The organism is Streptomyces sp. NPDC006430 (assembly GCF_040612395.1).
Lineage (GTDB): Bacteria > Actinomycetota > Actinomycetes > Streptomycetales > Streptomycetaceae > Streptomyces.
In genome coordinates, this window is record NZ_JBEXQA010000009.1 from 24,141 (window position 1) to 45,752 (window position 21,612).

General features: G+C 69.1%; 16 protein-coding genes. 3 read left to right on the forward strand and 13 right to left on the reverse strand.

Annotated features, from left to right (window positions below; all coding sequences use genetic code 11):
• Positions 1-23 precede the first annotated feature (23 nt).
• The 7 genes from trxA to ABZZ20_RS15730 all read right to left on the reverse strand — a co-directional run bounded on the left by trxA (position 24) and on the right by ABZZ20_RS15730 (position 9,583).
• The gene (gene trxA / locus ABZZ20_RS15700; RefSeq protein ID WP_356869954.1) at positions 24-365 is read right to left on the reverse strand and encodes a thioredoxin; all 342 of its coding nucleotides are present in this window, start codon (positions 363-365) and stop codon (positions 24-26) included.
• 54 nt (positions 366-419) lie between these two features.
• The gene (trxB, locus tag ABZZ20_RS15705; protein ID WP_356869955.1) at positions 420-1,379 is read right to left on the reverse strand and encodes a thioredoxin-disulfide reductase; all 960 of its coding nucleotides are present in this window, start codon (positions 1,377-1,379) and stop codon (positions 420-422) included.
• A 125-nt stretch (positions 1,380-1,504) separates the two neighbouring features.
• Positions 1,505-2,446: a hypothetical protein gene (locus ABZZ20_RS15710; RefSeq protein WP_356869956.1), complete on the reverse strand. Its 942-nt coding sequence runs from the start codon at positions 2,444-2,446 to the stop codon at positions 1,505-1,507.
• Entirely contained in the window at positions 2,443-3,144 is a 702-nt protein-coding gene (gene sigM / locus ABZZ20_RS15715; protein ID WP_356869957.1) for an RNA polymerase sigma factor SigM, read from the reverse strand. The genes ABZZ20_RS15710 and sigM overlap by 4 nt, the downstream gene beginning before the upstream one ends.
• A 102-nt stretch (positions 3,145-3,246) precedes the next feature.
• A complete protein-coding gene (locus tag ABZZ20_RS15720; RefSeq protein WP_356869958.1) occupies positions 3,247-4,977 on the reverse strand; it encodes a protein kinase family protein in 1,731 nt (576 codons plus the stop codon).
• Positions 4,978-5,094: 117 nt separating this feature from the next.
• Entirely contained in the window at positions 5,095-7,269 is a 2,175-nt protein-coding gene (gene murJ, locus ABZZ20_RS15725; RefSeq protein WP_356869959.1) for a murein biosynthesis integral membrane protein MurJ, read from the reverse strand.
• Positions 7,270-7,315: 46 nt separating this feature from the next.
• Positions 7,316-9,583 (reverse strand): DUF6049 family protein, encoded by a 2,268-nt coding sequence (locus ABZZ20_RS15730; protein ID WP_356869960.1) that lies wholly within the window; start codon positions 9,581-9,583, stop codon positions 7,316-7,318.
• A gap of 186 nt (positions 9,584-9,769) precedes the next feature.
• On the opposite strand from ABZZ20_RS15730, the gene ABZZ20_RS15735 reads away from it, so the two are divergent.
• Positions 9,770-11,212 (forward strand): CCA tRNA nucleotidyltransferase, encoded by a 1,443-nt coding sequence (locus ABZZ20_RS15735; RefSeq protein ID WP_356869961.1) that lies wholly within the window; start codon positions 9,770-9,772, stop codon positions 11,210-11,212.
• A gap of 54 nt (positions 11,213-11,266) precedes the next feature.
• On the opposite strand, the gene ABZZ20_RS15740 is transcribed toward ABZZ20_RS15735, so the two are convergent.
• The 3 genes from ABZZ20_RS15740 to ABZZ20_RS15750 all read right to left on the reverse strand — a co-directional run bounded on the left by ABZZ20_RS15740 (position 11,267) and on the right by ABZZ20_RS15750 (position 14,399).
• Positions 11,267-12,559, reverse strand: coding sequence for an MFS transporter (locus tag ABZZ20_RS15740; protein WP_356869962.1), 1,293 nt, complete (start codon positions 12,557-12,559; stop codon positions 11,267-11,269).
• Between the two features lie 105 nt (positions 12,560-12,664).
• Entirely contained in the window at positions 12,665-13,747 is a 1,083-nt protein-coding gene (locus tag ABZZ20_RS15745) for an inositol-3-phosphate synthase (protein ID WP_356869963.1), read from the reverse strand.
• A 49-nt stretch (positions 13,748-13,796) separates the two neighbouring features.
• Entirely contained in the window at positions 13,797-14,399 is a 603-nt protein-coding gene (locus ABZZ20_RS15750; protein WP_356869964.1) for a helix-turn-helix transcriptional regulator, read from the reverse strand.
• A 271-nt stretch (positions 14,400-14,670) separates the two neighbouring features.
• Here ABZZ20_RS15750 and ABZZ20_RS15755 point away from each other — a divergent pair, with 271 nt between their 5' ends.
• The gene (locus tag ABZZ20_RS15755) at positions 14,671-17,241 is read left to right on the forward strand and encodes a transglycosylase domain-containing protein (protein WP_356869965.1); all 2,571 of its coding nucleotides are present in this window, start codon (positions 14,671-14,673) and stop codon (positions 17,239-17,241) included.
• An 88-nt stretch (positions 17,242-17,329) separates the two neighbouring features.
• Positions 17,330-18,790 (forward strand): glycosyltransferase 87 family protein, encoded by a 1,461-nt coding sequence (locus tag ABZZ20_RS15760; RefSeq protein ID WP_356869966.1) that lies wholly within the window; start codon positions 17,330-17,332, stop codon positions 18,788-18,790.
• Between the two features lie 13 nt (positions 18,791-18,803).
• Here the strand turns inward: ABZZ20_RS15760 and ABZZ20_RS15765 are convergent, their stop codons facing one another.
• From ABZZ20_RS15765 to ABZZ20_RS15775, 3 genes are all read right to left on the reverse strand, one after another.
• Positions 18,804-19,835 carry an alanine racemase gene (locus ABZZ20_RS15765; protein ID WP_356869967.1) on the reverse strand — a complete coding sequence of 344 codons (1,032 nt, stop codon included), beginning with the start codon at positions 19,833-19,835 and terminating at the stop codon, positions 18,804-18,806.
• A 67-nt stretch (positions 19,836-19,902) separates the two neighbouring features.
• Positions 19,903-21,021, reverse strand: a complete 1,119-nt coding sequence (locus tag ABZZ20_RS15770; protein WP_356869968.1) for a peptidoglycan bridge formation glycyltransferase FemA/FemB family protein — start codon at positions 21,019-21,021, stop codon at positions 19,903-19,905.
• A gap of 132 nt (positions 21,022-21,153) precedes the next feature.
• Positions 21,154-21,468, reverse strand: a complete 315-nt coding sequence (locus ABZZ20_RS15775; RefSeq protein ID WP_356869969.1) for a hypothetical protein — start codon at positions 21,466-21,468, stop codon at positions 21,154-21,156.
• Positions 21,469-21,612 lie beyond the last annotated feature (144 nt).

Consider the following 21,612-nt stretch of genomic DNA (forward strand, 5'->3'; position numbering starts at 1 on the left):
TTTCACGTGAAACCTCGACGCGATCAGGCGGTCTTGACCTCGATGAAGCCGTCGAGATCGCGCAGGATGGCGGCCTTCGGCTTGGCACCGACGATGGTCTTGGCGACCTCGCCACCCTGGTAGACGTTCAGCGTCGGGATGGACATGACGCCGTACTTGGCGGCCGTCGCCGGGTTCTCGTCGATGTTGAGCTTGACGATCTCGATCTGGTCGCCGTACTCGGCCGCGATGGCTTCGAGCGAGGGAGCGATCTGGCGGCAGGGGCCGCACCAGGCCGCCCAGAAGTCCACCAGGACGGGCTTGTCGCTCTTCAGGACCTCGGCGTCGAAGTCGGCGTCGGTCACGTTCTTGAGGGTGCCGGCCACAGCGGCCTCCTATTTCTTCCTGCGGGGTGTGGGGTGTGGGGTGGGTGTGGGGGGTCAGACCGTCGCGTGGGCCTTCTCGGCGTCCGCGAGGGCGGCGAGGAAGCGCTCGGCGTCGAGGGCCGCGGAGCAGCCGGTGCCCGCGGCGGTGATGGCCTGACGGTAGGTGTGGTCCACGACGTCGCCGGCGCCGAACACGCCGGTGAGGTTGGTGCGCGTCGAGGGAGCGTCCACCTTGAGGTAGCCCTCCTCGTCGAGCTCCAGCTGGTCCTTGAACAGTTCGGTGCGAGGGTCGTGGCCGACGGCAATGAACAGGCCGGTCACGGGGAGCTCGGAGGTCTCACCGGTCTTGGTGTTGCGCAGGGTGAGGCCGGAGAGCTTCTGCTCGCCGTGGATCTCGGCGACCTCGCTGTCCCAGGCGAACTTGATCTTCGGGTCGGCGAAGGCGCGGTCCTGCATGGCCTTGGAGGCGCGCAGCGTGTCGCGGCGGTGGACGATGGTGACGGACTTGGCGAACCGGGAGAGGAAGGTAGCTTCCTCGATCGCGGTGTCGCCGCCGCCGACGACGGCGATGTCCTGCTCCTTGAAGAAGAATCCGTCGCAGGTTGCACACCAGGAGACGCCGCGGCCGGAAAGCGCGTCCTCGTTGGGCAGGCCGAGCTTGCGGTGCTGGGAGCCGGTGGTGACGATCACGGCCTTGGCGCGGTGCACGGTGCCGGCGGTGTCGGTGACGGTCTTGATCTCACCGGTGAGGTCCACGGAGATGATGTCGTCGGGCACGAGTTCGGCGCCGAAGCGCTCGGCCTGGCCGCGCATGTTGTCCATGAGGTCCGGGCCCATGATGCCGTCCTGGAAGCCGGGGAAGTTCTCGACCTCAGTGGTGTTCATCAGCGCGCCACCTGCGGTGACGGCGCCTTCGAAGACCAGCGGCTTGAGCGAAGCGCGTGCGGTGTACAGGGCGGCGGTGTAACCAGCCGGCCCGGAACCGATGATGATCACGTTTCGTACGTCGCTCACGGGTTTTTTCCTCGTCTCTGTGGACTGCTTGCTGCTTGCCCGGGGGCCGGTGTGGAGTCTCACCCCACCCAACGGATCCTACGGCGCATGCATTCCCGGCCCGTGTTTGTGCGGACGTCAAGGTGTCAGCTCCGCGGGTAAGTCCGGTTCAGCAGCGGCTTTCCGGGGCCGGTCGAGGGAGTGTCCGCACAACCCGCACCGACGAGGTAGGCATCCACCCGGGCGGGGTCACCGGGGTGCGGCAGGACGACGAGATAGACCTCGGTGCCCTCGTACTGCCCGCGTTCCGCGGCGAGCGGGGCCTCGGAGCGACCGGTGGCGACCTGGACGCAGGGCGGGACGGAAGGAGCTCCCATACGGTCGCCGGGGACCAGCCCGGGGGAGGGAGCGGTGTTCTCCAACCCGTATGTGTTGTTCCGCTGCCCCTCCCCCGGGGCGGACTTGGCACCCTCCGTGGGTACGAGGATCCGGCGAACACTGTCCTGGAGGCCTTGGGCGGTGTAGGTGCCGACGGCAGGGGCCTCGGCTGCCGCGCTGACGCCGGACTTGCGGGCGGCGGTGTCAGGCGAGCCGGAGTCGAGGGGGTTTCCCGCGAAGAAGAGGGCGAGGGCACAGGCGGCGGCTCCGGCCAGGCCGGCGAGGACGGCGATCCGGCGGCGGACGCGACGCCGGCCGGGGCCGTTCGAGCCGGCCGGGTGACCGGCCGGCCGCCGGCTGCCCGGACCGACGGGGGCAGCGGGCGATGTTTCACGTGAAACATCGCGTTCGGCGCCGGCTCCGGGGGCCGCGGCGGATCCGTCTTTGGGCGTGGTGGAGTCGAGGAGCGCCTCGGCGGCGAGAGCCGCGTCGATGCGTCCGGCGATGTCGACGGGCATCCGGGGCGGTCCCGGCAGGGTACCGAGGAGGGAGCGGATCTCTTCCAGGGAAGCGTGCACGTCGGCGCACAGTTCGCAGTCGCCCAGGTGGCGGCGTACTTCGGCGGTCCGGACCGGGGAAAGGAGCCCCTCGGTCAGGTCGGAGATCTCCGAGACGTCAGGGTGCCGGATCGTGCCGGTTGTGGGAGTCACGTTCGTCCACCTCCACCCTTCACGATGTCTGCGTCTGGGGCTGGCTGACTGCGGTCTGCCGTTGGTGGGACGGGCGCCCCCGGCGTCCGGTTCCTTCCCCGCTCCGTGGTGGTGTTATCCCCGGCATTCGAGCGCAGATGGGTGAGCAGCGGGACCAGTTTTGCCCGGCCGCGCGCGCACCGGCTCTTCACGGTACCGGCGGGGACGTCGAGGATGCGGGCGGCTTCGGCGACGGGGTATCCCTGCATGTCGACGAGGACGAGGGCGGCCCGCTGCTCGGCCGGGAGGGTGTCGAGGGCGGCTAGGAGCTGCCGGTGGAGGTCCTGGCGCTCCGCAGGGGCCTCGGCGGACTCGTGGGGCTCCAGGAGGCGCTCCAGACGGTCCGTGTCGTCCAATGGCGACGTCCTGCGGGATGCGGCCTTGCGGGCCCGGTCGAGGCAGGCGTTGACCGTGATGCGGTGCAGCCAGGTCGTGACGGCCGACTCACCGCGGAAGGTGTGCGCGCCCCGGTAGGCGGAGACGAGGGCGTCCTGCACGGCGTCGGCCGCTTCCTCTCGGTCGCCGAGAGTCCGCAGGGCCACGGCCCACAGTCGATCGCGGTGACGACGTACGAGCTCCCCGAAGGCCTCCGGGTCCCCGGCGGTATGCCGGGCGAGCAGCTCCCGGTCGCTGTCCCCGCCTGTCGTTGCGTCGTGCATCACACCTCCCCTCCGCAAGGGAGCGTACGGGTCGGGCAGGACGAATACGAGGGCCCGCTGCGCGCCTGGCGCAACAGGCCCTCGTATGTGTTGCGGTCCGTTCTATTCGGCCGTGCCGAGCACCTTGATCTCGCTGATGCCACCGCGGTAGCTGTCGCCTCCGTCGGAGGGCAGCGAGGTGATGTGGACCACCAGGTAGCGGGTCTTCACCGGGGTTTCCAGGGTGGTCTTCAGGTTCTTCCCCACGGTGTTCAGCTTGACGATCTCGTGGGGGAAGTCGGAGATGGAGCGCGGCGAGTTGGCCTCTGGGGAGGCGGCCCGCACCTCTACCTTCTGCCCCGCCGCGTACATGTCGACTTCGAGGCCGGCCAGCTCCTGGACGCTGCCGAGGTCCACCACGATGCCGCTGCCGTCGTCGTAGGAGTCATAGTTGCCGAAGTTGGGGAAGTTCAGGAACATCTTGGTGACCCAGGCGGTGTTTGCGTTGCCGTCGGCGGCCTTGCCCGCGTCCTCCGGCTTGATCGGATCCTTACCGAAGACGGTCGCGTTACTGATGCGCAGCGGCTTGCCCGGCTTGACCTCCTTGGGGGCGTTGTCGGGCTTGGGGGACTGGCTGGAGCCGCTGTTGCTGCTGCCGGCGTCGCCCTTGACGCGGTCCAGGAGCGTGTCCGCGAGCTGCCAGCTGCCCAGGCCCAGCGCGGCGATGAGCAGGGCGGCCACGCCCCACTTCAGGACGCGCCCGGTGCGGCTCTGCAGCGGGGGCGGCGGCGGGACGGGAAGGGCGTGGTTGACCGGCGCCCCGGGGTGCGTCGGCGGCCGGCCGTAGCTGCCCTGCTGGTAGGTGGTGTGCTGGTACTCGGGAGGCGCGGTGAACGCCGGTTCCGGCGGCCGGATGCGGGGCATCGCGGCGACGGCCTTGGCCAGTTCCTCCGGAGTGGTGCAGGGGGGCTCCTGACGGGACGCGGTGGCTCCGTCGTTGGCGAGGGCACGCATGGCGAGCTCGCCAAGGCCCCGGTGGACGCCGGCGCGGACCTGGTCGGGGGCGATCAGGCCGACGCCCTTGGGCAGGCCGGTGAGGCCGTAGGCGTCGTTCTCGTAGGGCCAGCGCTGGGTCAGGGAGGCGTACAGGAGGGCCCCGATGGCCTCGGTGTCCGCACGCTGCGGAGTGTCGCTGGTGATGCCGCGCAGGGCGGCGTTCACGGCGAGCCCGCGGATGCGGTACTGGCCCGTGGAGGTACGCAGTATGGCGCTGGGCGTCAGGCGCAGGTGTGCCAGGCCTTCGCGGTGTGCTGCGGCCATGGCCTGGGAGACCTGGCTGACGAGCTGGTAGGCCTCGTGGGGCTCCAGGGGGCCTGCGGCGAGGAGTGCGGTCAGCTCGGTGGCGTCGGGCAGCCACTCGTGCACGACGTAGACGAGGTCGTTCTCCTCAACGGCGTCGAGGACGTGGACGAACCGGGGGTCGCCGAGCAGTGCGGAGGAGCGGGCGGCGGCCAGGACGGAGCGGGCCCGCGGGTGGTCCGCGGGCAGCAGGTGGACGCCCACGGCCCGGCGCAGTTTCTCGTCCATGGCACGCCAGCTGCTGAATCCGTCCAGACGGGTGACGCACTCTTCGAGGCGGTAACGCCTGGCGAGCTTGTGGCCGCTGTGCAGTTCGGGCGCGGCAGCAGGGGCCGCTTTCCTGCGTTCGCCGTCCTTTTCTGGCATGGGTCCGTCCGCGGCTCGTCCGTTCTGGGTGTCCACCCCGTCGGCCGTGGCCTGTGCCGCATCTGCGACCGGCGGCTTGTTGCCGCCGTTGTGGGCCACGTCGACGGCAGCCGTGCTACGTTCCGCCACCGTCGTTCCTGCCTCCCCATCCGTTACGCGCTGTCGGCCAGTCCGCGAAGCCATGCCAATTGTGCCCACAGTCCGGCGCTATGCACGACACGCGAAGGGGTCCGACGGTTGTGCGCATCAGCGTCCCATGCGGCCGCGGACCATTCCGACCATGGCGTTCAGTTCTTCGATGCGCATCCGCTTGGCCGCCACGAGGAACACGGCGGCCAGGGCGATGCCGCCGGCGCACAAGGCGGCGAGGGAGCCGGTGACTCCGTTGCCGAGCCACTGCGTGACCGCGTAGGCCGCGGCGCCTGCCGCGGCTGCTGCGGGAACGCAGGCGCCGGTGAGGCGGGCGTAAGTGCGCATGACGTGGGCGCCGTCGAGGTCGCCGCCCAGCCGGTTGCGCAGGCGCCGCCAGGCGACGCCCACGCCGACGGTGTAGCCGAGACCGTAGGCGGCGGCCATGCCGACGACGGCCCAGCGGGCGGGCAGCACGAAGAACGCGGCAGTGGAGACCGCTGCGTTGACGGCGGCGACGATGACCGTGTTGTAGAAGGGCGTCCGGGTGTCCTCGTACGCGTAGAAACCGCGCAGGACGACGTACTGCACGGAGTACGGGATGAGTCCGAGGCCGAAGGCCATCAGGACGTAGCCGATGTTCTGGGCGCCGGCGCCGGAACCGGCGTACAGCAGCGTGGCCATGGGGACGCCGAGGGCGAGGAACGCGAAGGCGCAGGGCACGATCGCAACGGCCGAGGTGCGCAGTCCGTAGGAGATGTCGTCGCGGACGGCGGCGGCGTCCCCGTCATGGGCGGAGCGGGAAATGCGCGGCAGGACGGCCGTCATGACGGAGACGGTGATGATGGCCTGCGGCATCTGCCACAGCAGCAGGGCGTAGTTGTAGGCGGTGATGCCGGTGCCGGGGTGGCCCTGCTTCTCGGCGACGGATCCGGCCCACGTGGCGAGCTGGGTCACGACGACGAGGCCGACCTGGTTCGCGAGGACGAAGAAGAACGTCCACTTCGCCAGACGGGCGGCCTTGCCGAGGCCGTGGCCCTTCCAGTCGAAGCGCAGGCGCGGCCTGAAGCCGGCGTCGCGCAGGTAGGGGAGCATCGCGAGGGCCTGGACGGTGAGACCCAGGAGGGTACCGAGGCCGAGCAGACGGACCCCGTCGGCCGTGACGGTGGTCGCGCTGACACCGGAGGTGGTGAAACCGCCGAAGGCCCAGATGAAGGCGCCGAAGGTGGCGATGACGACGATGTTGTTGAGGACCGGGGTCCACATCATCGCGCCGAAGCGGCCACGTGCGTTGAGGATCTGACCGAGGACCACGTGGACGCCCATGAAGAACATGGTGGGCAGGCAGTAGCGGGCGAAGGCGACCGCGACGTCCATCTGGTGGGGGTCGGAGGCGATCTTCGGCGACATCATCGTGATGAACACCGGCGCGGCCAGGACGCAGATGGTGGTGATGGCGGCCAGCAGGACGACGACCAGGGTCAGGAGCCGGTTGGCGTAGGCCTCGCCGCCGTCGTCGTCGTTCTTCATGGCCCGCACCAGTTGCGGGATGAAGACGGCGTTGAGGGCGCCGCCGCCGACCAGCACGTAGATCATCGTCGGCAGGGTGTTGGCGATCTGGTACGTGTCGTTGAACGTGCCCACGCCGATGGCACCGGCGATGACGAGCGTCCGCAGGAAGCCGGTGATGCGGGAAACGATCGTGCCGGCAGCCATGAGGGCGCTGGACTTGAGGAGGCTGGAGGCCCGGCCGGCTGGCTTGCTGGGCGCCGGGACGGCGACGGGGGCGTCCTCGGCAGGTCTGCCGGGGGTCGCCTGCTGGTCGCGGTAGAGGTGCGCGAAGGCGTCGGGCTCGGGCTGCTCGTCCCCCGCCTTGGTGACCAAGGAGTCCACACCGACGAACTCCGTGGTGGTGGCGCGGTCGCCGTAGCGCAGGTGCCGCGACGGGCCGTCCGGCTCCGGCGGCGGGGTCTGGGCCCAGACGTGCGGGTCGGGGGCGTGTGCGGGGGCCTGGGGCGCCGCGTACAGCGGGCCGGGCTCCAGGTAGGTACCCGGCGGCGGTGGAGGGTGTGCGGCCCGGTCGTAGAGGACCTCGACCACGGGGTCCTGGGCCGACAGGTCCTGCGACCGGTACGGGTCGTGCTCGTAGGCGTCCTGGACGTACGGGTCGCGGTCCGGCGCGGGCGCAGGCACGGGAACCTGCCCGGGCACCGGTGCGCCCGGGGCAGTGCCCTGGGAGGGCGTGGGCCCACCAGTGCCCTGCGCGCGGTCACCGTTGTACGGCGCGTTCATCGAAACCCCACCTCATCGTCCCCAGGCCGATCGGCCACGGCATCGCTCAACGGTCCACTGTCTCACCCGCGCCGGACGCCCCGGTGCTTTGCGGTCCGGTGTCCGGAGTCTCGTCACTCGGCTGCGTGGTCTCCTCGGCGGCTGCACGGGCTGCGACGCGTTTGCGGCTGGCGTACATCTTGATGCCTGCCAGGACCAGGAGGAGCACACCGCCGGCAATGACGAGCATGACGGTGGGGGTGATCTCGGTGGCCTCGACGGTGAACTTGCGTTCCTTGCCGTAGGGCACGCCGTCCTTGGTGAAGAGCTGCGCGGTCACTTCGACGGGGCCGCTCGCGGTGGCGTTGGCGGTGAACTTGACCGTCTGGCTGTGTCCGCCCTGGACGGTCACTTCCTGTTCCCCCTGCCCGCTGTCGCGGAACATCAGACGGGTCGGGTTGGCGGACTTCACCCGCAGGACGAGGTTGTGGACGTCCTGGACGAGGCTGTTCTGGACACTGACGGGGATGGTCGCGCTGTGTCCGGACAGTGTTGCGTCGGACTTGGGGACGACCTTGACCTTCTCGGTGAGCCTGATCAGGTACTCCTGCACCTGGTCCCGATAGAGCCGGGCCTCCTCGGGGCGGCCGCGCCAGGAGGTGGACATCTCGCGGTTGATGGTGTTACCGAAAGGGATCTCCACGCGGTCGGGCGCGGTGAGGATCACCTTGAAATGGTCGAGGGTGTTCTGCGTGGTGCGGATCTTCTCGAAGGCGGAAACCGGCAGTTCCGTCTTGCGTAGGGCCTCGGGGTACTGGCCGGCACCGGGCACCTGGGTGTTCACGCCCGGGTCGGGCTTGGTGGCGGCCGCGGCGTCGAGATCGGCGGGCTGGGTCCAGCGGCCCGCCTGCAGGCCCCGTACGGCGGCGGCCATCGTGTGTGCCTGGCTGGTGGACGGCATCCGCTGCGGGGTGACGACGAAGCTGCGCTGGCTGTCGGTCTTCTGCAGGTTGAGCGCGAGGGTGTGGGCGAGGAACTGCTGGACGGCCAGCGTGGCGTTCCCGGCGCTCAGCATGTCGCCCTCGAAGGCGGTGGAGAGCTCCGCGTCCGCGACCACGGCGGTGGTGCCCGCGCCGATGGGGCGGGCCGCCGAGGGGGTGTAGCCGAGGGCGCCGGTCTCCTGGAGGCTGTCACTGCGGGTGAGGACGTTGTGGGCGCCCGCCGAGGTGGCGACATTGACGATCGCGGGGTCGATGGCGCCGTCCACGGGCCAGGAGAAATCGGTGGACGGGGTCACGTGCAGAACGGTCTCGACGGCCTGCTTCGCCTTGTCGGTGGCGGGCCGCAGCTGGCCCAGGGTCCCCGAGACGTCCTTGCCCTGATGGGCGAGGGAGGCGATGTCGGGGTCGGCGAACGGCAGCGAGACGACCTTCTTGCCCTGGACGGCGGTTTCCAGGGAGCTCAGCCACTGCTCGGCCACGGCCTTGTTCTTGCCCTGGATGATCCGGCCGTCGGGGGTGCGGAACCGGTAGCCCTTGGTCATGGCGTCGACGGTGTAGAGCAGGTCGGGATCGATGACCCAGGTCACCGGCAGGTCCTTGCCGAGGGCGACCATCTGCTGCAGACGTCCGCCGGGCTTGAGCTCTTCGGCGAGGGAGTCGTCGATGAAGACGGGGGTCTGTAGTTCGTCCGAGCCGGTTTCCGCGGTGAGGCGCGTGGTGGAGATCAGTGGCCACACGTAGGTCAGCTGGGAGCGCTTGGCGGCGGCCTCCGGCTGCCAGGGCAGGAAGGTCCGCTTGATGCCGAGGACCTGCTCGTACGGGCGGCTCGCGGTTTCTCCGGACAGGGAGACGCCGAGCTGGTAGACGCCGTCCTTGTCGAGCTCCAGCTTGGTCACCGGGATCGTGAGGGTGAATGGCTGCCTGACCTTCGAAGGCAGTGAGGCGAACTTCACGGCGTAGGCCTGGTCGATCTCACCGGGATCCGTGCCGGCCCGGAATCCCGTACGGTCCGCCGCCTCGTCGATGGAGGCGCGGTCCCCCAGCGTGGGCCCCACCCGCAGGCCCACGTGGGCGGCGGTGATCGTCTCGCGACCGTTGTTGATCACGGTGCCGGAGATGGTCAGGGTGTCGCCCTTGACCGGGGCCGTGGGAGCCATGTCGGTCAGCTGTACGTCGACGGCGCCGGCCTCGGCGGCCTGGGCGGTCTGAGGGGCGGGCGAATACACCAGCGCGGCGAGCACGGGTGTCCCGGCGAGCAGGACTACTGCGCGCCGCAGCCAGCGGCGTCGGGCAGGTGCGGGGGGTGCCCCCTGGATGTCTGCCGCCTCGGCCACGCGCTAGCCCGTTCCCTCGAAGTGTCAGTGGTCGTCGTCTTTGCGTCCACGCATGGTAACGAGACCCGCTGTGCGCGAGTGCCGCGCCTTGCTCCACATGATCGGGGCCGCCCCGGGGGCTCCGCATGCCGGGGTGGCCGCAAACACGGAAGCCCTCGCCGGGCGGGGCACGTACCCTTTTCTGTTGTGCCGAACGCCAACGAAGACAACCCCAGTGCCCTGAGTCAGGTGCAGCGCCGCGCGGTCAGTGAACTGCTGCGCGTCGCCCCTGTCGCCGACGAGCTCGGCCGCCGGTTCCAGGAGGCGGGCTTCCGCCTCGCCCTGGTCGGCGGGTCCGTACGCGATGCGCTGCTCGGGCGTCTCGGCAACGACCTCGACTTCACCACCGATGCCCGTCCCGAGGACGTGCTGAGGATCGTCAGGCCGTGGGCCGACTCGGTCTGGGACGTCGGCATCGCCTTCGGCACCGTCGGGGCCCAGAAGGCGGGCTTCCAGATCGAAGTCACCACATACCGCTCTGAGGCCTACGACCGAACCTCGCGCAAGCCGGAGGTTTCCTACGGCGATTCGATCGAGGACGATCTGGTCCGCCGCGACTTCACCGTGAACGCGATGGCCGTCGCACTGCCGGAGAACGAGTTCGTGGACCCGCACGGTGGCCTGGACGACCTCCAGACGGGCGTCCTGCGTACCCCCGGCACCCCGGAGGACTCCTTCTCCGACGACCCGCTGCGGATGCTGCGTGCGGCGCGCTTCGCCGCCCAGCTCGATTTCGAGGTCGCCCCCGAGGTCGTGGCGGCGATGGAGGCCATGTCCGGCCGGATCGAAATCGTTTCGGCAGAGCGGGTGCAGGCCGAGCTGAACAAGCTCCTGCTGTCCGCGCACCCCCGCAAGGGCCTGGGTCTGCTCGTGGACACCGGCCTGGCCGATCACGTGTTGCCCGAGCTGCCCGCCCTGAGGCTGGAGAGTGACGAGCACCACCGCCACAAGGACGTCTACGACCACTCGCTGATCGTGCTGGAACAGGCGATCGCCCTTGAGGAGGACGGTCCCGACCTGGTGCTGCGGCTGGCCGCTCTGCTCCACGACATCGGCAAGCCCCGCACCCGCCGGTTCGAGAGCGATGGCCGGGTCTCCTTCCACCACCACGAGGTGGTGGGCGCGAAGATGACCAAGAAGCGCATGACCGCGCTGAAGTACTCCAACGACATGGTCAGGGACGTATCCCGGCTGGTGGAGCTGCACCTGCGCTTCCACGGCTACGGGGACGGCGAGTGGACCGACTCCGCCGTGCGGCGCTACGTCCGGGACGCCGGCCCGCTGCTGGAACGCTTGCACAAGCTGACCCGGTCCGACTGCACCACGCGCAACAAGCGCAAGGCCAATGCGCTCTCGCGTACGTACGACGGTCTGGAGGAGCGCATCGCGCAGCTTCAGGAGCAGGAGGAGCTCAACGCCATCCGGCCCGACCTGGACGGCAACGAGATCATGCAGGTGCTGGGCGTCGGCCCCGGCCCGGTGATCGGCAAGGCCTACGCGTTCCTGCTGGATCTGCGGTTGGAGAACGGCCCCATGGAGCGCGACACCGCGGTCACCGCCCTCAAGGAATGGTGGGCCGAGCAGGCTTGATGCGCAGCCGGTCGGATCGATGTTTCACGTGAAACGTCGATCCGACCGGCCCTCTCACGACTCCGCGCGAGGCGATGTTTCACGTGAAACATCGCCTCGCCACTTCAGGTAGGCGGCGGTCAGGGCGTAGAGGGCGGACACGCTGACGATCAGCGCTACGGACTGCCCGTCGGGAGGGAGCATGAGGGCGGCCACGCCGGCCGCGGCCACGAACGCGATGTTGAACAGCACGTCGTAGACGGAGAAGACGCGGCCGCGGAAGTCGTCGTCCACGCGGGACTGGATGACCGTGTCGGTGCAGATCTTGGCGCCCTGCGTGGCGAGACCGAGGGCGAAGGCCGCGACGAGCATCGGCCCGGGCGTGAAGGAGAGGCCGAGCGCGGGAACCAGGATCGCGGCTCCGGCCGCGCAGGCCGTCATCCAGCCGCGGGTGCCCAGCCGTCCCACCAGCCAAGGGGTGACGACGGCGGCGGCGAAGAATCCGGCGCCGGAGACGCCGACGGCGATGCCCAGCAGGGCGAGACCGGTGGACTCATCGTCGGACCAGGAGTAGCGGCAGAGCATCAGCAGCGTGACGAACAGGGCCCCGTAGCAGAACCGCATCGAGGTCATTGCGATGAGCGCCTGTGCGGCCTCGCGCCGCCGGGCCAGGTGACGCAGTCCCTCTGCCATGCCCCGGACGGTGAGTGCGACGCCTTCGGCGACTGAGGGGTGCAGCCCGCCTGGGCGGTGGTCGGGTCCGAGGAGGTCCACGGCCAGGCGTAGGGAGACGAGGCCCGCGCAGAGGTAGAAGCCGGCGCCGAGCAGGACGACGAGGGCGTTGGAGTCGGCGGCCAGCAGGCGCAGGAGGAACGCCAGGCCTCCGCCTGCGGTCGCGGCGAGGGTTCCGGCCGTGGGGGACAGGGAGTTCGCGGTGACCAGCTGGGCGGGTGCGACGACGTGGGGCAGTGATGCGGCGAGCCCGGCGAGGACGAAGCGGTTGACGGCGGTCACCGATAGGGCCGAGGCGTAGAAGAGCCAGTCGGGGACCTGCGAGACGATCAACACGCCGGTGCCGCAGGCGAGGAGGGCCCGCAGCAGGTTGCCGTAGAGGAAGACCTGACGGCGGCGCCAGCGGTCGAGCAGTACCCCAGCGAAGGGGCCGATCACCGAGTAGGGCAGGAGCAGCACCGCCATGGCCGAGGCGACGGCCGCCGGCGAGGTCTGCTTTTCCGGGGAGAACACCACGTAGGTGGCGAGTGCCACCTGGTAGATGCCGTCGGCCGCCTGGGAGAGCAGCCGCACGGCGAGCAGGTTGCGGAAGTCCCTCAGGCGCAGGAGTACGCGCAGATCACCTACGACAGGCATGAGGGCAAGGGTCACACACGCGGAGGGTCCCCGGGCACATTGCCCGGGGACCCTCCGCGGAAGAACAGTCGACGACCAGGTGTCCGGAGACCCTTGCCGTTCGACTTAGCGCTCGACCTCGCCCTTGATGAACTTCTCGACGTTGGCCAGTGCCTCGTCGTCGAAGTACTGCACCGGCGGGGACTTCATGAAGTAGCTGGAGGCCGACAGGATCGGGCCACCGATGCCACGGTCCTTGGCGATCTTCGCGGCGCGCAGGGCGTCGATGATGACACCGGCGGAGTTCGGGGAGTCCCACACCTCGAGCTTGTACTCGAGGTTCAGCGGGACATCACCGAAGGCGCGGCCTTCGAGGCGGACGTAGGCCCACTTGCGGTCGTCGAGCCACGCGACGTAGTCGGACGGGCCGATGTGGACGTTCTTCTCGCCGAGCTCACGGTCGGGGATCTGCGAGGTGACGGCCTGCGTCTTGGAGATCTTCTTCGACTCGAGGCGGTCCCGCTCGAGCATGTTCTTGAAGTCCATGTTGCCGCCGACGTTGAGCTGCATGGTGCGCTCAAGACGGACACCGCGGTCCTCGAACAGCTTCGCCATCACACGGTGCGTGATGGTGGCGCCGACCTGCGACTTGATGTCGTCGCCGACGATCGGGACACCGGCCTCGGTGAACTTGTCCGCCCACTCCTTGGTGCCGGCGATGAAGACCGGGAGGGCGTTGACGAACGCGACCTTGGCGTCGATGGCGCACTGGGCGTAGAACTTCGCCGCGTCCTCGGAACCGACGGGCAGGTAGCAGACGAGAACGTCGACTTCACGGTCCTTGAGGACCTGGACCACGTCGACCGGGGTCTCGGCGGACTCCTCGATCGTCATGCGGTAGTACTTGCCCAGGCCGTCCAGGGTGTGGCCGCGCTGCACGGTCACGCCCTTGCGGGGGACGTCGCAGATCTTGATGGTGTTGTTCTCGCTGGCGCCGATGGCGTCCGAAAGGTCGAGGCCGACCTTCTTCGCGTCGACGTCGAACGCCGCGACGAACTCGACGTCGCGCACGTGGTAGTCGCCGAACTGGACGTGCATCAGACCGGGGACCTTGGCCGCCGGGTCGGCGTCCTTGTAGTACTCGACGCCCTGCACCAGCGAGGCGGCGCAGTTGCCTACGCCGACGATGGCTACGCGAACCGAACCCATTCCGGTTGCTCCCTGTTTGTTCTCGGACGAGGCCTGCGAGATGCAGGCCTCACTTTGCAGTTTCGTCGGGCGGACCGGGTCGTCTCCGATCCCGTCCCGCCCGCTCACTCTCGATGAGCTCGTTCAGCCAGCGCACTTCGCGCTCCACGGACTCCATTCCGTGCCGCTGCAGCTCAAGCGTGTAGTCGTCGAGGCGCTCCCGCGTGCGGGCGAGTGAGGCGCGCATTTTCTCCAGGCGCTCCTCCAGCCGGCTGCGGCGGCCCTCCAGGACCCGCATGCGCACTTCTCGCTCGGTCTGACCGAAGAAGGCGAAGCGGGCGGCGAAGGACTCGTCCTCCCAGGCATCGGGGCCCGTGTGGGACAGGAGCTCCTCGAAGTGCTCCTTACCTGCAGCCGTCAACCGGTAGACGATCTTGGCACGGCGCCCTGCGAGTGAAGCGGCGAGAGCGTCTTCCGGAGCGTTCCCCGGTTCTTCGATCAACCAGCCGTTGGCGACCAACGTCTTGAGGCAGGGATAGAGCGTTCCGTAGCTGAACGCCCGGAACACCCCCAGCGAGGTGTTGAGCCGCTTGCGGAGCTCGTAGCCGTGCATGGGGGATTCACGAAGCAGGCCGAGGACGGCGAATTCGAGGATGCCTGAGCGCCTGCTCATCCGCCCGCCTCTCCTTCGCCCCTGAGTCTTTATACCGAGCTGATGTATCGGCTCGATACATCCAGACGATAGAACGGGCGATCTTCGACGACAAGAGGTGGCGTGGTGACCGGTGTCACATCACCAATTCGTACGAGGCGACTTGCCCGATTTGGGGTGAACTTCGGCACTGTTCGGGTTTTGGGCGTGCGTAGTCTGTGCGCCATGACACCGGGGGAACCGGAACCCTGCCGCTTCCAGGCCACTCGCCTGCCCGAGGAGTAGTCGTTCGATGAGCGAGCACCGCCGCAAACCGCCGCAGCCCGAGAGCGGTGGACGCGCCGCGGCCCGCCGGGCCGCCCAGCAGCGCCCCGGTCGGGGCGCCGGGCCCGCACGTGACGTCCCCACCGCGTCACCCAGCGGACCGTACGCAGAGCCGCCAGGCCGCAGCAGCCGCGCCGCGGCCCGCCGGGCCGTCCCACGAGGATCCGAGGGCCGTGCACGCGGCGCTGACAACGTCGGCAGAGGCTCGGGCAGCCCGGACAAGCGGCTGATCAACTACCCCCGCTCCGACAAGGACGGCTGGAAGCGCTTCGTGCCGTCCTGGAAGCTGGTCGGTGGAACGGCCCTGGGCTTCTTCGCGGTCATCACGGCAGGGGCCGGCATCGGGATCGCGGCGGTGAACAAACCCGACCCGAACCTGGCCGCCCAGGCGCAGAACAACGTCTTCTACTGGGAAGACGGCAGTCAGATGGTCGCCACCGGCGGATCGATGAACCGGCAGATCGTGCCCATCAACAAGATCCCCAAGTCGATGCAGAACGCCGTCATCGCCGCGGAGAACGAGTCCTTCGAAACGGACAAGGGCGTCGACCCGATGGGTATCGCCCGAGCGGTCTGGAACATGGCCAAGGGCGGCTCCACCCAGGGCGGCTCGACCATCACCCAGCAGTACGTGAAGAACACCTACCTGGACTCCGACCAGACGCTGAAGCGGAAGGTCACCGAGCTCTTCATCTCGATAAAGCTGGGCGTGTCCGAGGAGAAGGACAAGATCCTCGCGGGCTACCTCAACACCGCCTACTACGGCCGGGACGCCTACGGCATCCAGGCGGCGGCGCGGGCCTACTTCGGCAAGGACTGCACGGACCTCACGCCGTCGGAGAGCGCCTTCCTGGCCTCCGTGCTCAAGGGCCCCAACCTCTACAACCCCGACGGCGGCATCGGTTCCGCAGCCACCCCCGAGAAGAACACCGAACGGGCCAAGGCTCGCTGGGCCTGGGTCCTGGACCGTGAGGTCGCGGTCGGCCGGATGCAGAAGTCCGAGCGGGACCAGTTCAAGGAATTCCCCAAGCTCGTCGACTCCGAGCAGGCCCGCAGCCTGTCCGGCCAGACCGGCTACCTGGTCGAGACGGCCAAGCAGTACGTGATGAAGGTCACGGGCATCACCCCGGAGCAGATGGCCCGGGGCGGCTACCAGATCAAGACCACCTTCCAGAAGCCGAAGGTGGACGCCCTGGTCAAGGCGGTCGAGGACACCCGCAACGACTTCCTGGACGAGAAGGCCCGGCCCGAGTACGACACCTTCGTTCAGTTCGGCGCCGCCTCCGTGGACGTGAAGAGCGGGGCGCTCGTGGCCCTGTACGGCGGCCCGGGCATGGACAAGAAGTACTTCAGCAACAACGCCAACACCGTCGGCGTCCCGGTCGGATCGACCTGGAAGCCGTACGTCCTGGCAGCGGCGATGGAGTACGGCACCCAGAACTCGAACGGCAAGGGCATCTCGGCCGACAGTAAGTACCAGGCCAACGACCTCACCGTGATCAACAACCGTGAGGGCAAGCCGCTGCAGGACGCCGACGGCAAGCCGTTCAAGCAGAAGAACGAGAGCACCACCCCGTACGGCTACGTGACGCTCAACGAGGCGATGGAGAAGTCCATCAACGTCCCGTTCGCCCAGCTCGTCTTCGACGTAGGCCACAACAAGGTCCGCGACGTGGCCAAGGCCACGGGCATCCTCGGCGAGTCGATGAACCCGAACAACGACGCCTCGTTCGCCCTGGGCACCTCGACCCCGAGCGCCATCCGCATGGCCGACTCGTACGCCACGTTCGCCGCCTCCGGCATCCACCGCGAGCCGTTCTCCGTGACCCACGTCGAGAAGGACGGCAAGGAGATCCCCGGCTTCGGGGCTCCCAAGGAACAGCGTGCGATGGACAACTCCATCGCGGACAACATCACCAAGGTCCTGCGCAACGTCGTCGAGAACGGCACCGGAACCAAGGTGAAGAAGCTCGGCCGGCCCGCCGCCGGCAAGACCGGAACCACCGACAAGAACAAGTCGGCCTGGTTCGTCGGCTACACCCCGGAGCTGTCCACCTCGGTCACCCTGTTCCGTACCGACCCGAACTCCGCGGACAAGAAGCTGATCTCCATGAACGGCGTCGGCGGCGTCGACTCCATCCACGGTGGCGACATTCCCGCCGTGATCTGGACCGAGTACATGAAGGAAGCGCTCAAGGGCGCCCCGGTCAAGGACTTCCCGGAGGCCGAGAAGATCGGCGTCGTCGCGGACGCCTCCGGCGCCCCCTCACCGAGCCCCTCCTTCTCCCCGTCGCCCTCCGCCTCGATGCCCTCGCCCTCGGCGAGCACCTCGCCGTCGGTCTCCCCGACTCCGTCCAAGGGCGGCAAGCCGTCCTGCAAGCCGTGGGAGCTGTACTGCATCCCTGACACCAGCGGTGGCACCAGTACCGGCACCACCAGCGGCGGATCCAGTGGATCGCCGTCGCCGTCGCCATCGGTCAAACCGGGCCGCCCGGGCGGCACCACCAGCTGGGGCACCACCGTCGGGACCTCAGGCTGACCCGCCCGCCCCAGGGCTCCGGCGAGGGCCGTCGCACACGGTGCGGCGGCCCTCCCGCATGTCCGGCCCCGTACGGCAGGATGAGCGCATGACGAAGGTGCACGAGGACCGGCCCGTACTGCCCACGCAGCAGGACGAGGTCGCCGCGGCCGGCAGCGAGTTCATCGGCGGCCCCATGGGCCGCTACACCCGGCTGGGGGGCCACTGGCTCACCCCGGTCCGCGTCGTGGTCCTCGTCGCCCTCGGGATGTTCGCGCTCGGCATGGTGCAGAAACTGCCCTGCTACGACTGGGCGTGGTTCCGGGGAGCCGGATCGCAGTACACCCACGCCTGCTACTCCGACATCCCGCACCTGTTCGCCGTACGCGGCTTCGCCGACGGCCTCACCCCGTACTTCGACCGCCTGCCCGGCGACATGGAGTACCTCGAGTACCCGGTGCTCACCGGCCTCTTCATGGAGGTCGCGTCCTGGTTGACCCCGGGCAGCGGCTCCATGCAGCACCGCGAGCAGATGTACTGGATGGTCAACGCCGGCATGCTGATGGCCTGCGCCGCGGTCATCGCCGTGTGCGTCGTGCGCACCCACCGGCGTCGGCCCTGGGACGCGCTGCTCTTCGCCCTCGCGCCCGCCTTCGCGCTCACCGCGACGATCAACTGGGACCTTCTGGCCATCGCCCTGACCGCGGCGGGGATGCTCATGTGGTCCCGCGGCCGGACCCTGCTCTTCGGCGTCTTCATCGGCCTGGCCACGGCGGCCAAGCTCTACCCCGTCCTGCTGCTCGGCGTGCTCTTCGTCCTGTGCTGGCGGTCCGGGAAGTGGCGCGCGTTCGCCGCCGCCTTCTTCGGCGCGGCCGTCTCCTGGCTCGTGGTGAACCTGCCCGTCATGATCCTGGCGTGGGACGGATGGAAGAAGTTCTACACCTTCAGCCAGGAACGGCCGATCGACTTCGGCTCGGTGTGGCTGCTCATCTCCCAGAGGTCCGGGAACCCCCTGGAGGACGCCAACACCTACGCGACGGGTCTGACGCTGCTGCTGTGCGCAGGCATCGGACTGCTCACGCTGACCGCTCCGCGCCGCCCCCGCTTCGCGCAGCTGGTGTTCCTGGTCGTGGCCGCGTTCATCCTGGCCAACAAGGTCTACTCGCCGCAGTACGTGCTGTGGCTCATCCCGCTCGCCGCGCTGGCCCGGCCCCGTTGGCGGGACTTCCTGATCTGGCAGGCCGGCGAGGTCGTGTACTTCCTCGGCATCTGGTTCTACCTGGCCTATACGACCAGCGGTGACAAGCACCAGGGCCTGCCCGTGGAGGGGTATCAGCTGGCGATCGCCGCCCACCTGCTGGCGACCCTCTACCTGTGTGCGGTCGTCGTCCGCGACGTCCTGCTGCCCGAGCGGGACGTCGTACGCCGTGACGGGTCCGACGACCCGTCCGGTGGCGTCCTGGACGGGGCCGAGGACGTGTTCGTGCTGGGGTACGCCGCGAGGGCGCCGCAGGACGCGACGCCCTCGCAGGGACAGCGGGTCGACTGGGGCATGGTCCCCAGGGACTGATCGGGTACGCGGCTCAGGCGTCGAGCACCCTGTCGAACTGCGTGGTGGTGTGGCGCAGGTGCGCCACCAGCTCGTCCCCGACCTTCGGCTCGGGCGCGTCCGACGGCACGAACAGGATCGACACCTGCATGTGCGGGGGCTCCGCGAACCAGCGCTGCTTGCCCGCCCACACGAACGGCGACAGGTTCCGGTTCACGGTGGCCAGGCCAGCCCGGGCCACGCCCTTGGCGCGCGGCATCACACCGTGCAGGGCCTTGGGGGCCTCCAGGCCCACCCCGTGCGAGGTGCCGCCCGCAACCACGACCAGCCAGCCGTCGGAGGCGGCCTTCTGCTGGCGGTAGCCGAACCGGTCGCCCTTGGCCACGCGGGTGACGTCGAGCACGGCGCCGCGGTACTCGGTCGCCTCGTGGTCACCCAGCCACAGCCGGGTACCGATCCGGGCCCGGAAACGGGTCTGCGGGAACTGCTGCTGGAGCCGGGCCAGTTCCTCGGCCCGCAGATGGCTGACGAACATGGTGTGCAGCGGTAGCCGGGCCGCACGCAACCGGTCCATCCAGCCGATGACTTCCTCGACCGCGTCCGAGCCGTCCGGGCGGTCCAGCGGCAGGTGCAGGGCGAAGCCCTCCAGCCGCACATCCTCGATCGCCGCGTGGAGCTGCCCCAGGTCCTGCTCGGAGATGCCGTGGCGGCGCATCGAGCTCATGCACTCGATGACCACGCGGGCACCGACCAGGCCGCGGACGCCGTCCAGCGAGGACACCGAGCGGATCACCCGGTCCGGCAGTGGCACCGGCTCCTCACCCCGGCGGAACGGGGTGAGGACGAGCAGGTCGCCACCGAAGAAGTCCTTGATGCTGGCGGCCTCGTACGTGGTCCCGACGGCCAGGACGTCGGCGCCCAGCCGGGTCGCTTCCTCGCACAGGCGCTCGTGGCCGAAGCCGTACCCGTTGCCCTTGCAGACCGGGACCATCCCGGGGAACTGGTCCTGGATCTGCTTCTGGTGCGCACGCCAGCGCGCGGTGTCGACGTAGAGCGTGAGCGCCATGCCCGTCCGGAGCCTCTCTCGAAAAGCTGCTGGTGCAGCGGTGCGGTGTGTGGGGTGTGCAAGGGGGTCAGCGACGCGACATGTAGATGTCGAGCGCCTTGTGCAGCATCTTGTTGAGCGGGAAGTCCCACTCGCCGACGTACTCGACGGCCTCGCCGCCCGTGCCGACCTTGAACTGGATCAGGCCGAACAGGTGGTCGTTCTCGTCCAGCGTGTCACTGATGCCGCGCAGGTCGTAGACGCTGGCACCGAGCGCGTACGAATCGCGCAGCATGCGCCACTGCATTGCGTTCGAGGGGCGCACCTCGCGCTTGTGGTTGGCCGAGGCGCCGTACGAGTACCAGACGTGCTGGCCGACGGTGAGCATCGTGGCGGCGGCCAGCGGCTCTCCCTCGTGCTTGGCGATGTACAGCCGCATCCGGTTCGGGTCCTCGGAGTTGAGGGCCGTCCACTGGCGCTGGAAGTAGCTGAGCGGGCGGGGCCGGAACTTGTCGCGCTCCGCCGTGATCTCGTACAGCTGTTGCCAGACCGGCAGGTCCTCGTAGCCGCCCTGGACGACCTCGACGCCGGCCTTCTCGGCCTTCTTGATGTTGCGGCGCCACAGCTGGTTGAAGCCCTTGAGGACGTCGTCCAGCGAGCGGTTCGCGAGCGGCACCTGGAAGACGTAGCGCGGCTGGACGTCGCCGAAGCCGGCACCGCCGTCCTCGCCCTGCTGCCAGCCCATGCGGCGCAGCTTGTCGGACACCTCGAAGGCGCGGGGCTCGATGTACGAAGCCTCCACGTCACGCAGGCGCTTGACCTCGGGATCCTGGATGCCGGACTTGATGGCGGCGGCGTTCCAACGGCGGATGACGACGGGCGGACCCATCTTCACGGTGAAGGCGCCCTGGCGCTTGAGGTGCGCCAGCATCGGCTGGAGCCACTCCTCCAGATTCGGGGCGTACCAGTTGATGACCGGGCCCTCCGGAAGGTACGCGAGGTATCGCTTCACCTTGGGCAGCTGCCGGTACAACACGAGTGCGGCACCGACCAGTTCGTCGTTCTGGTCGAACCATCCGAGGTTCTCGGAGCGCCACTCGTTCTTCACGTCGGCCCACGCCGGGACCTGGCAGTGGCTAGCCGAGGGCAGGGTCTGGAGATATCCCAGATGCTGCTCTCGGCTGATGGTCCTCAGGGACAGGCTCATGCGGGGCGTCTCCTCCGGCGGCTTCGCTGGCTATGGCGCGAAGCCTACTGCGACAGGGGCGCCACCCATCTGGGGGACGGGCCGGGCCCGGGCCGATGGTTGGCCGACGCCCTGTCGCGGAGGCACCCCGGGTCAGCCCAGCCAGCCGCCGAAGAGGCCTCCGTAGAACATGCCGAGGTAGAAGCCCACGGCCGAGGCACCGAGCCCGATGATCAGTGCGAAGCGCTCGCGTGTCGTCTCCGAGACGAACTGTCCGTACGCGCCGGTCAGGATGCCGACGAGGCCGGTCCACGAGCTGAGCAGGTGCAGATTCTCGAAGAAGCCCGTGACGAACGCCACGGCGCCGAGCGCCACGGTGATCGCCACGAGGGTGTCTTGTAGCGGGTGGGGCTTGCCGTCGGTCGCGAAGAGCGAGATGGAGGACTGGCGTCGCATTGCCTGTGCCATCGGAAGGCACCTCCTGGCTGAAGCAGAGCGGTGCTGCGGGGCCGCCGCCGGCAGGGCCGGTGGCATAGCACCGAGCACACCCGATGGATACAGAGTGTGGCCTTCTCCTGCCGGATTTCAACCGGAAGGAGTCGAGCAGGTAGT

Coding starts and splice junctions, on each gene's coding strand:
- sigM (WP_356869957.1), bottom strand. CDS start 3,144: ATGCACGACGCAACGACAGGCGGGGACAGCGACCGGGAGCTGCTCGCC.
- murJ (WP_356869959.1), bottom strand. CDS start 7,269: ATGAACGCGCCGTACAACGGTGACCGCGCGCAGGGCACTGGTGGGCCC.
- ABZZ20_RS15740 (WP_356869962.1), bottom strand. CDS start 12,559: ATGCCTGTCGTAGGTGATCTGCGCGTACTCCTGCGCCTGAGGGACTTC.
- ABZZ20_RS15745 (WP_356869963.1), bottom strand. CDS start 13,747: ATGGGTTCGGTTCGCGTAGCCATCGTCGGCGTAGGCAACTGCGCCGCC.
- ABZZ20_RS15750 (WP_356869964.1), bottom strand. CDS start 14,399: ATGAGCAGGCGCTCAGGCATCCTCGAATTCGCCGTCCTCGGCCTGCTT.
- ABZZ20_RS15755 (WP_356869965.1), top strand. CDS start 14,671: ATGAGCGAGCACCGCCGCAAACCGCCGCAGCCCGAGAGCGGTGGACGC.
- ABZZ20_RS15760 (WP_356869966.1), top strand. CDS start 17,330: ATGACGAAGGTGCACGAGGACCGGCCCGTACTGCCCACGCAGCAGGAC.
- ABZZ20_RS15765 (WP_356869967.1), bottom strand. CDS start 19,835: ATGGCGCTCACGCTCTACGTCGACACCGCGCGCTGGCGTGCGCACCAG.
- ABZZ20_RS15770 (WP_356869968.1), bottom strand. CDS start 21,021: ATGAGCCTGTCCCTGAGGACCATCAGCCGAGAGCAGCATCTGGGATAT.
- ABZZ20_RS15775 (WP_356869969.1), bottom strand. CDS start 21,468: ATGGCACAGGCAATGCGACGCCAGTCCTCCATCTCGCTCTTCGCGACC.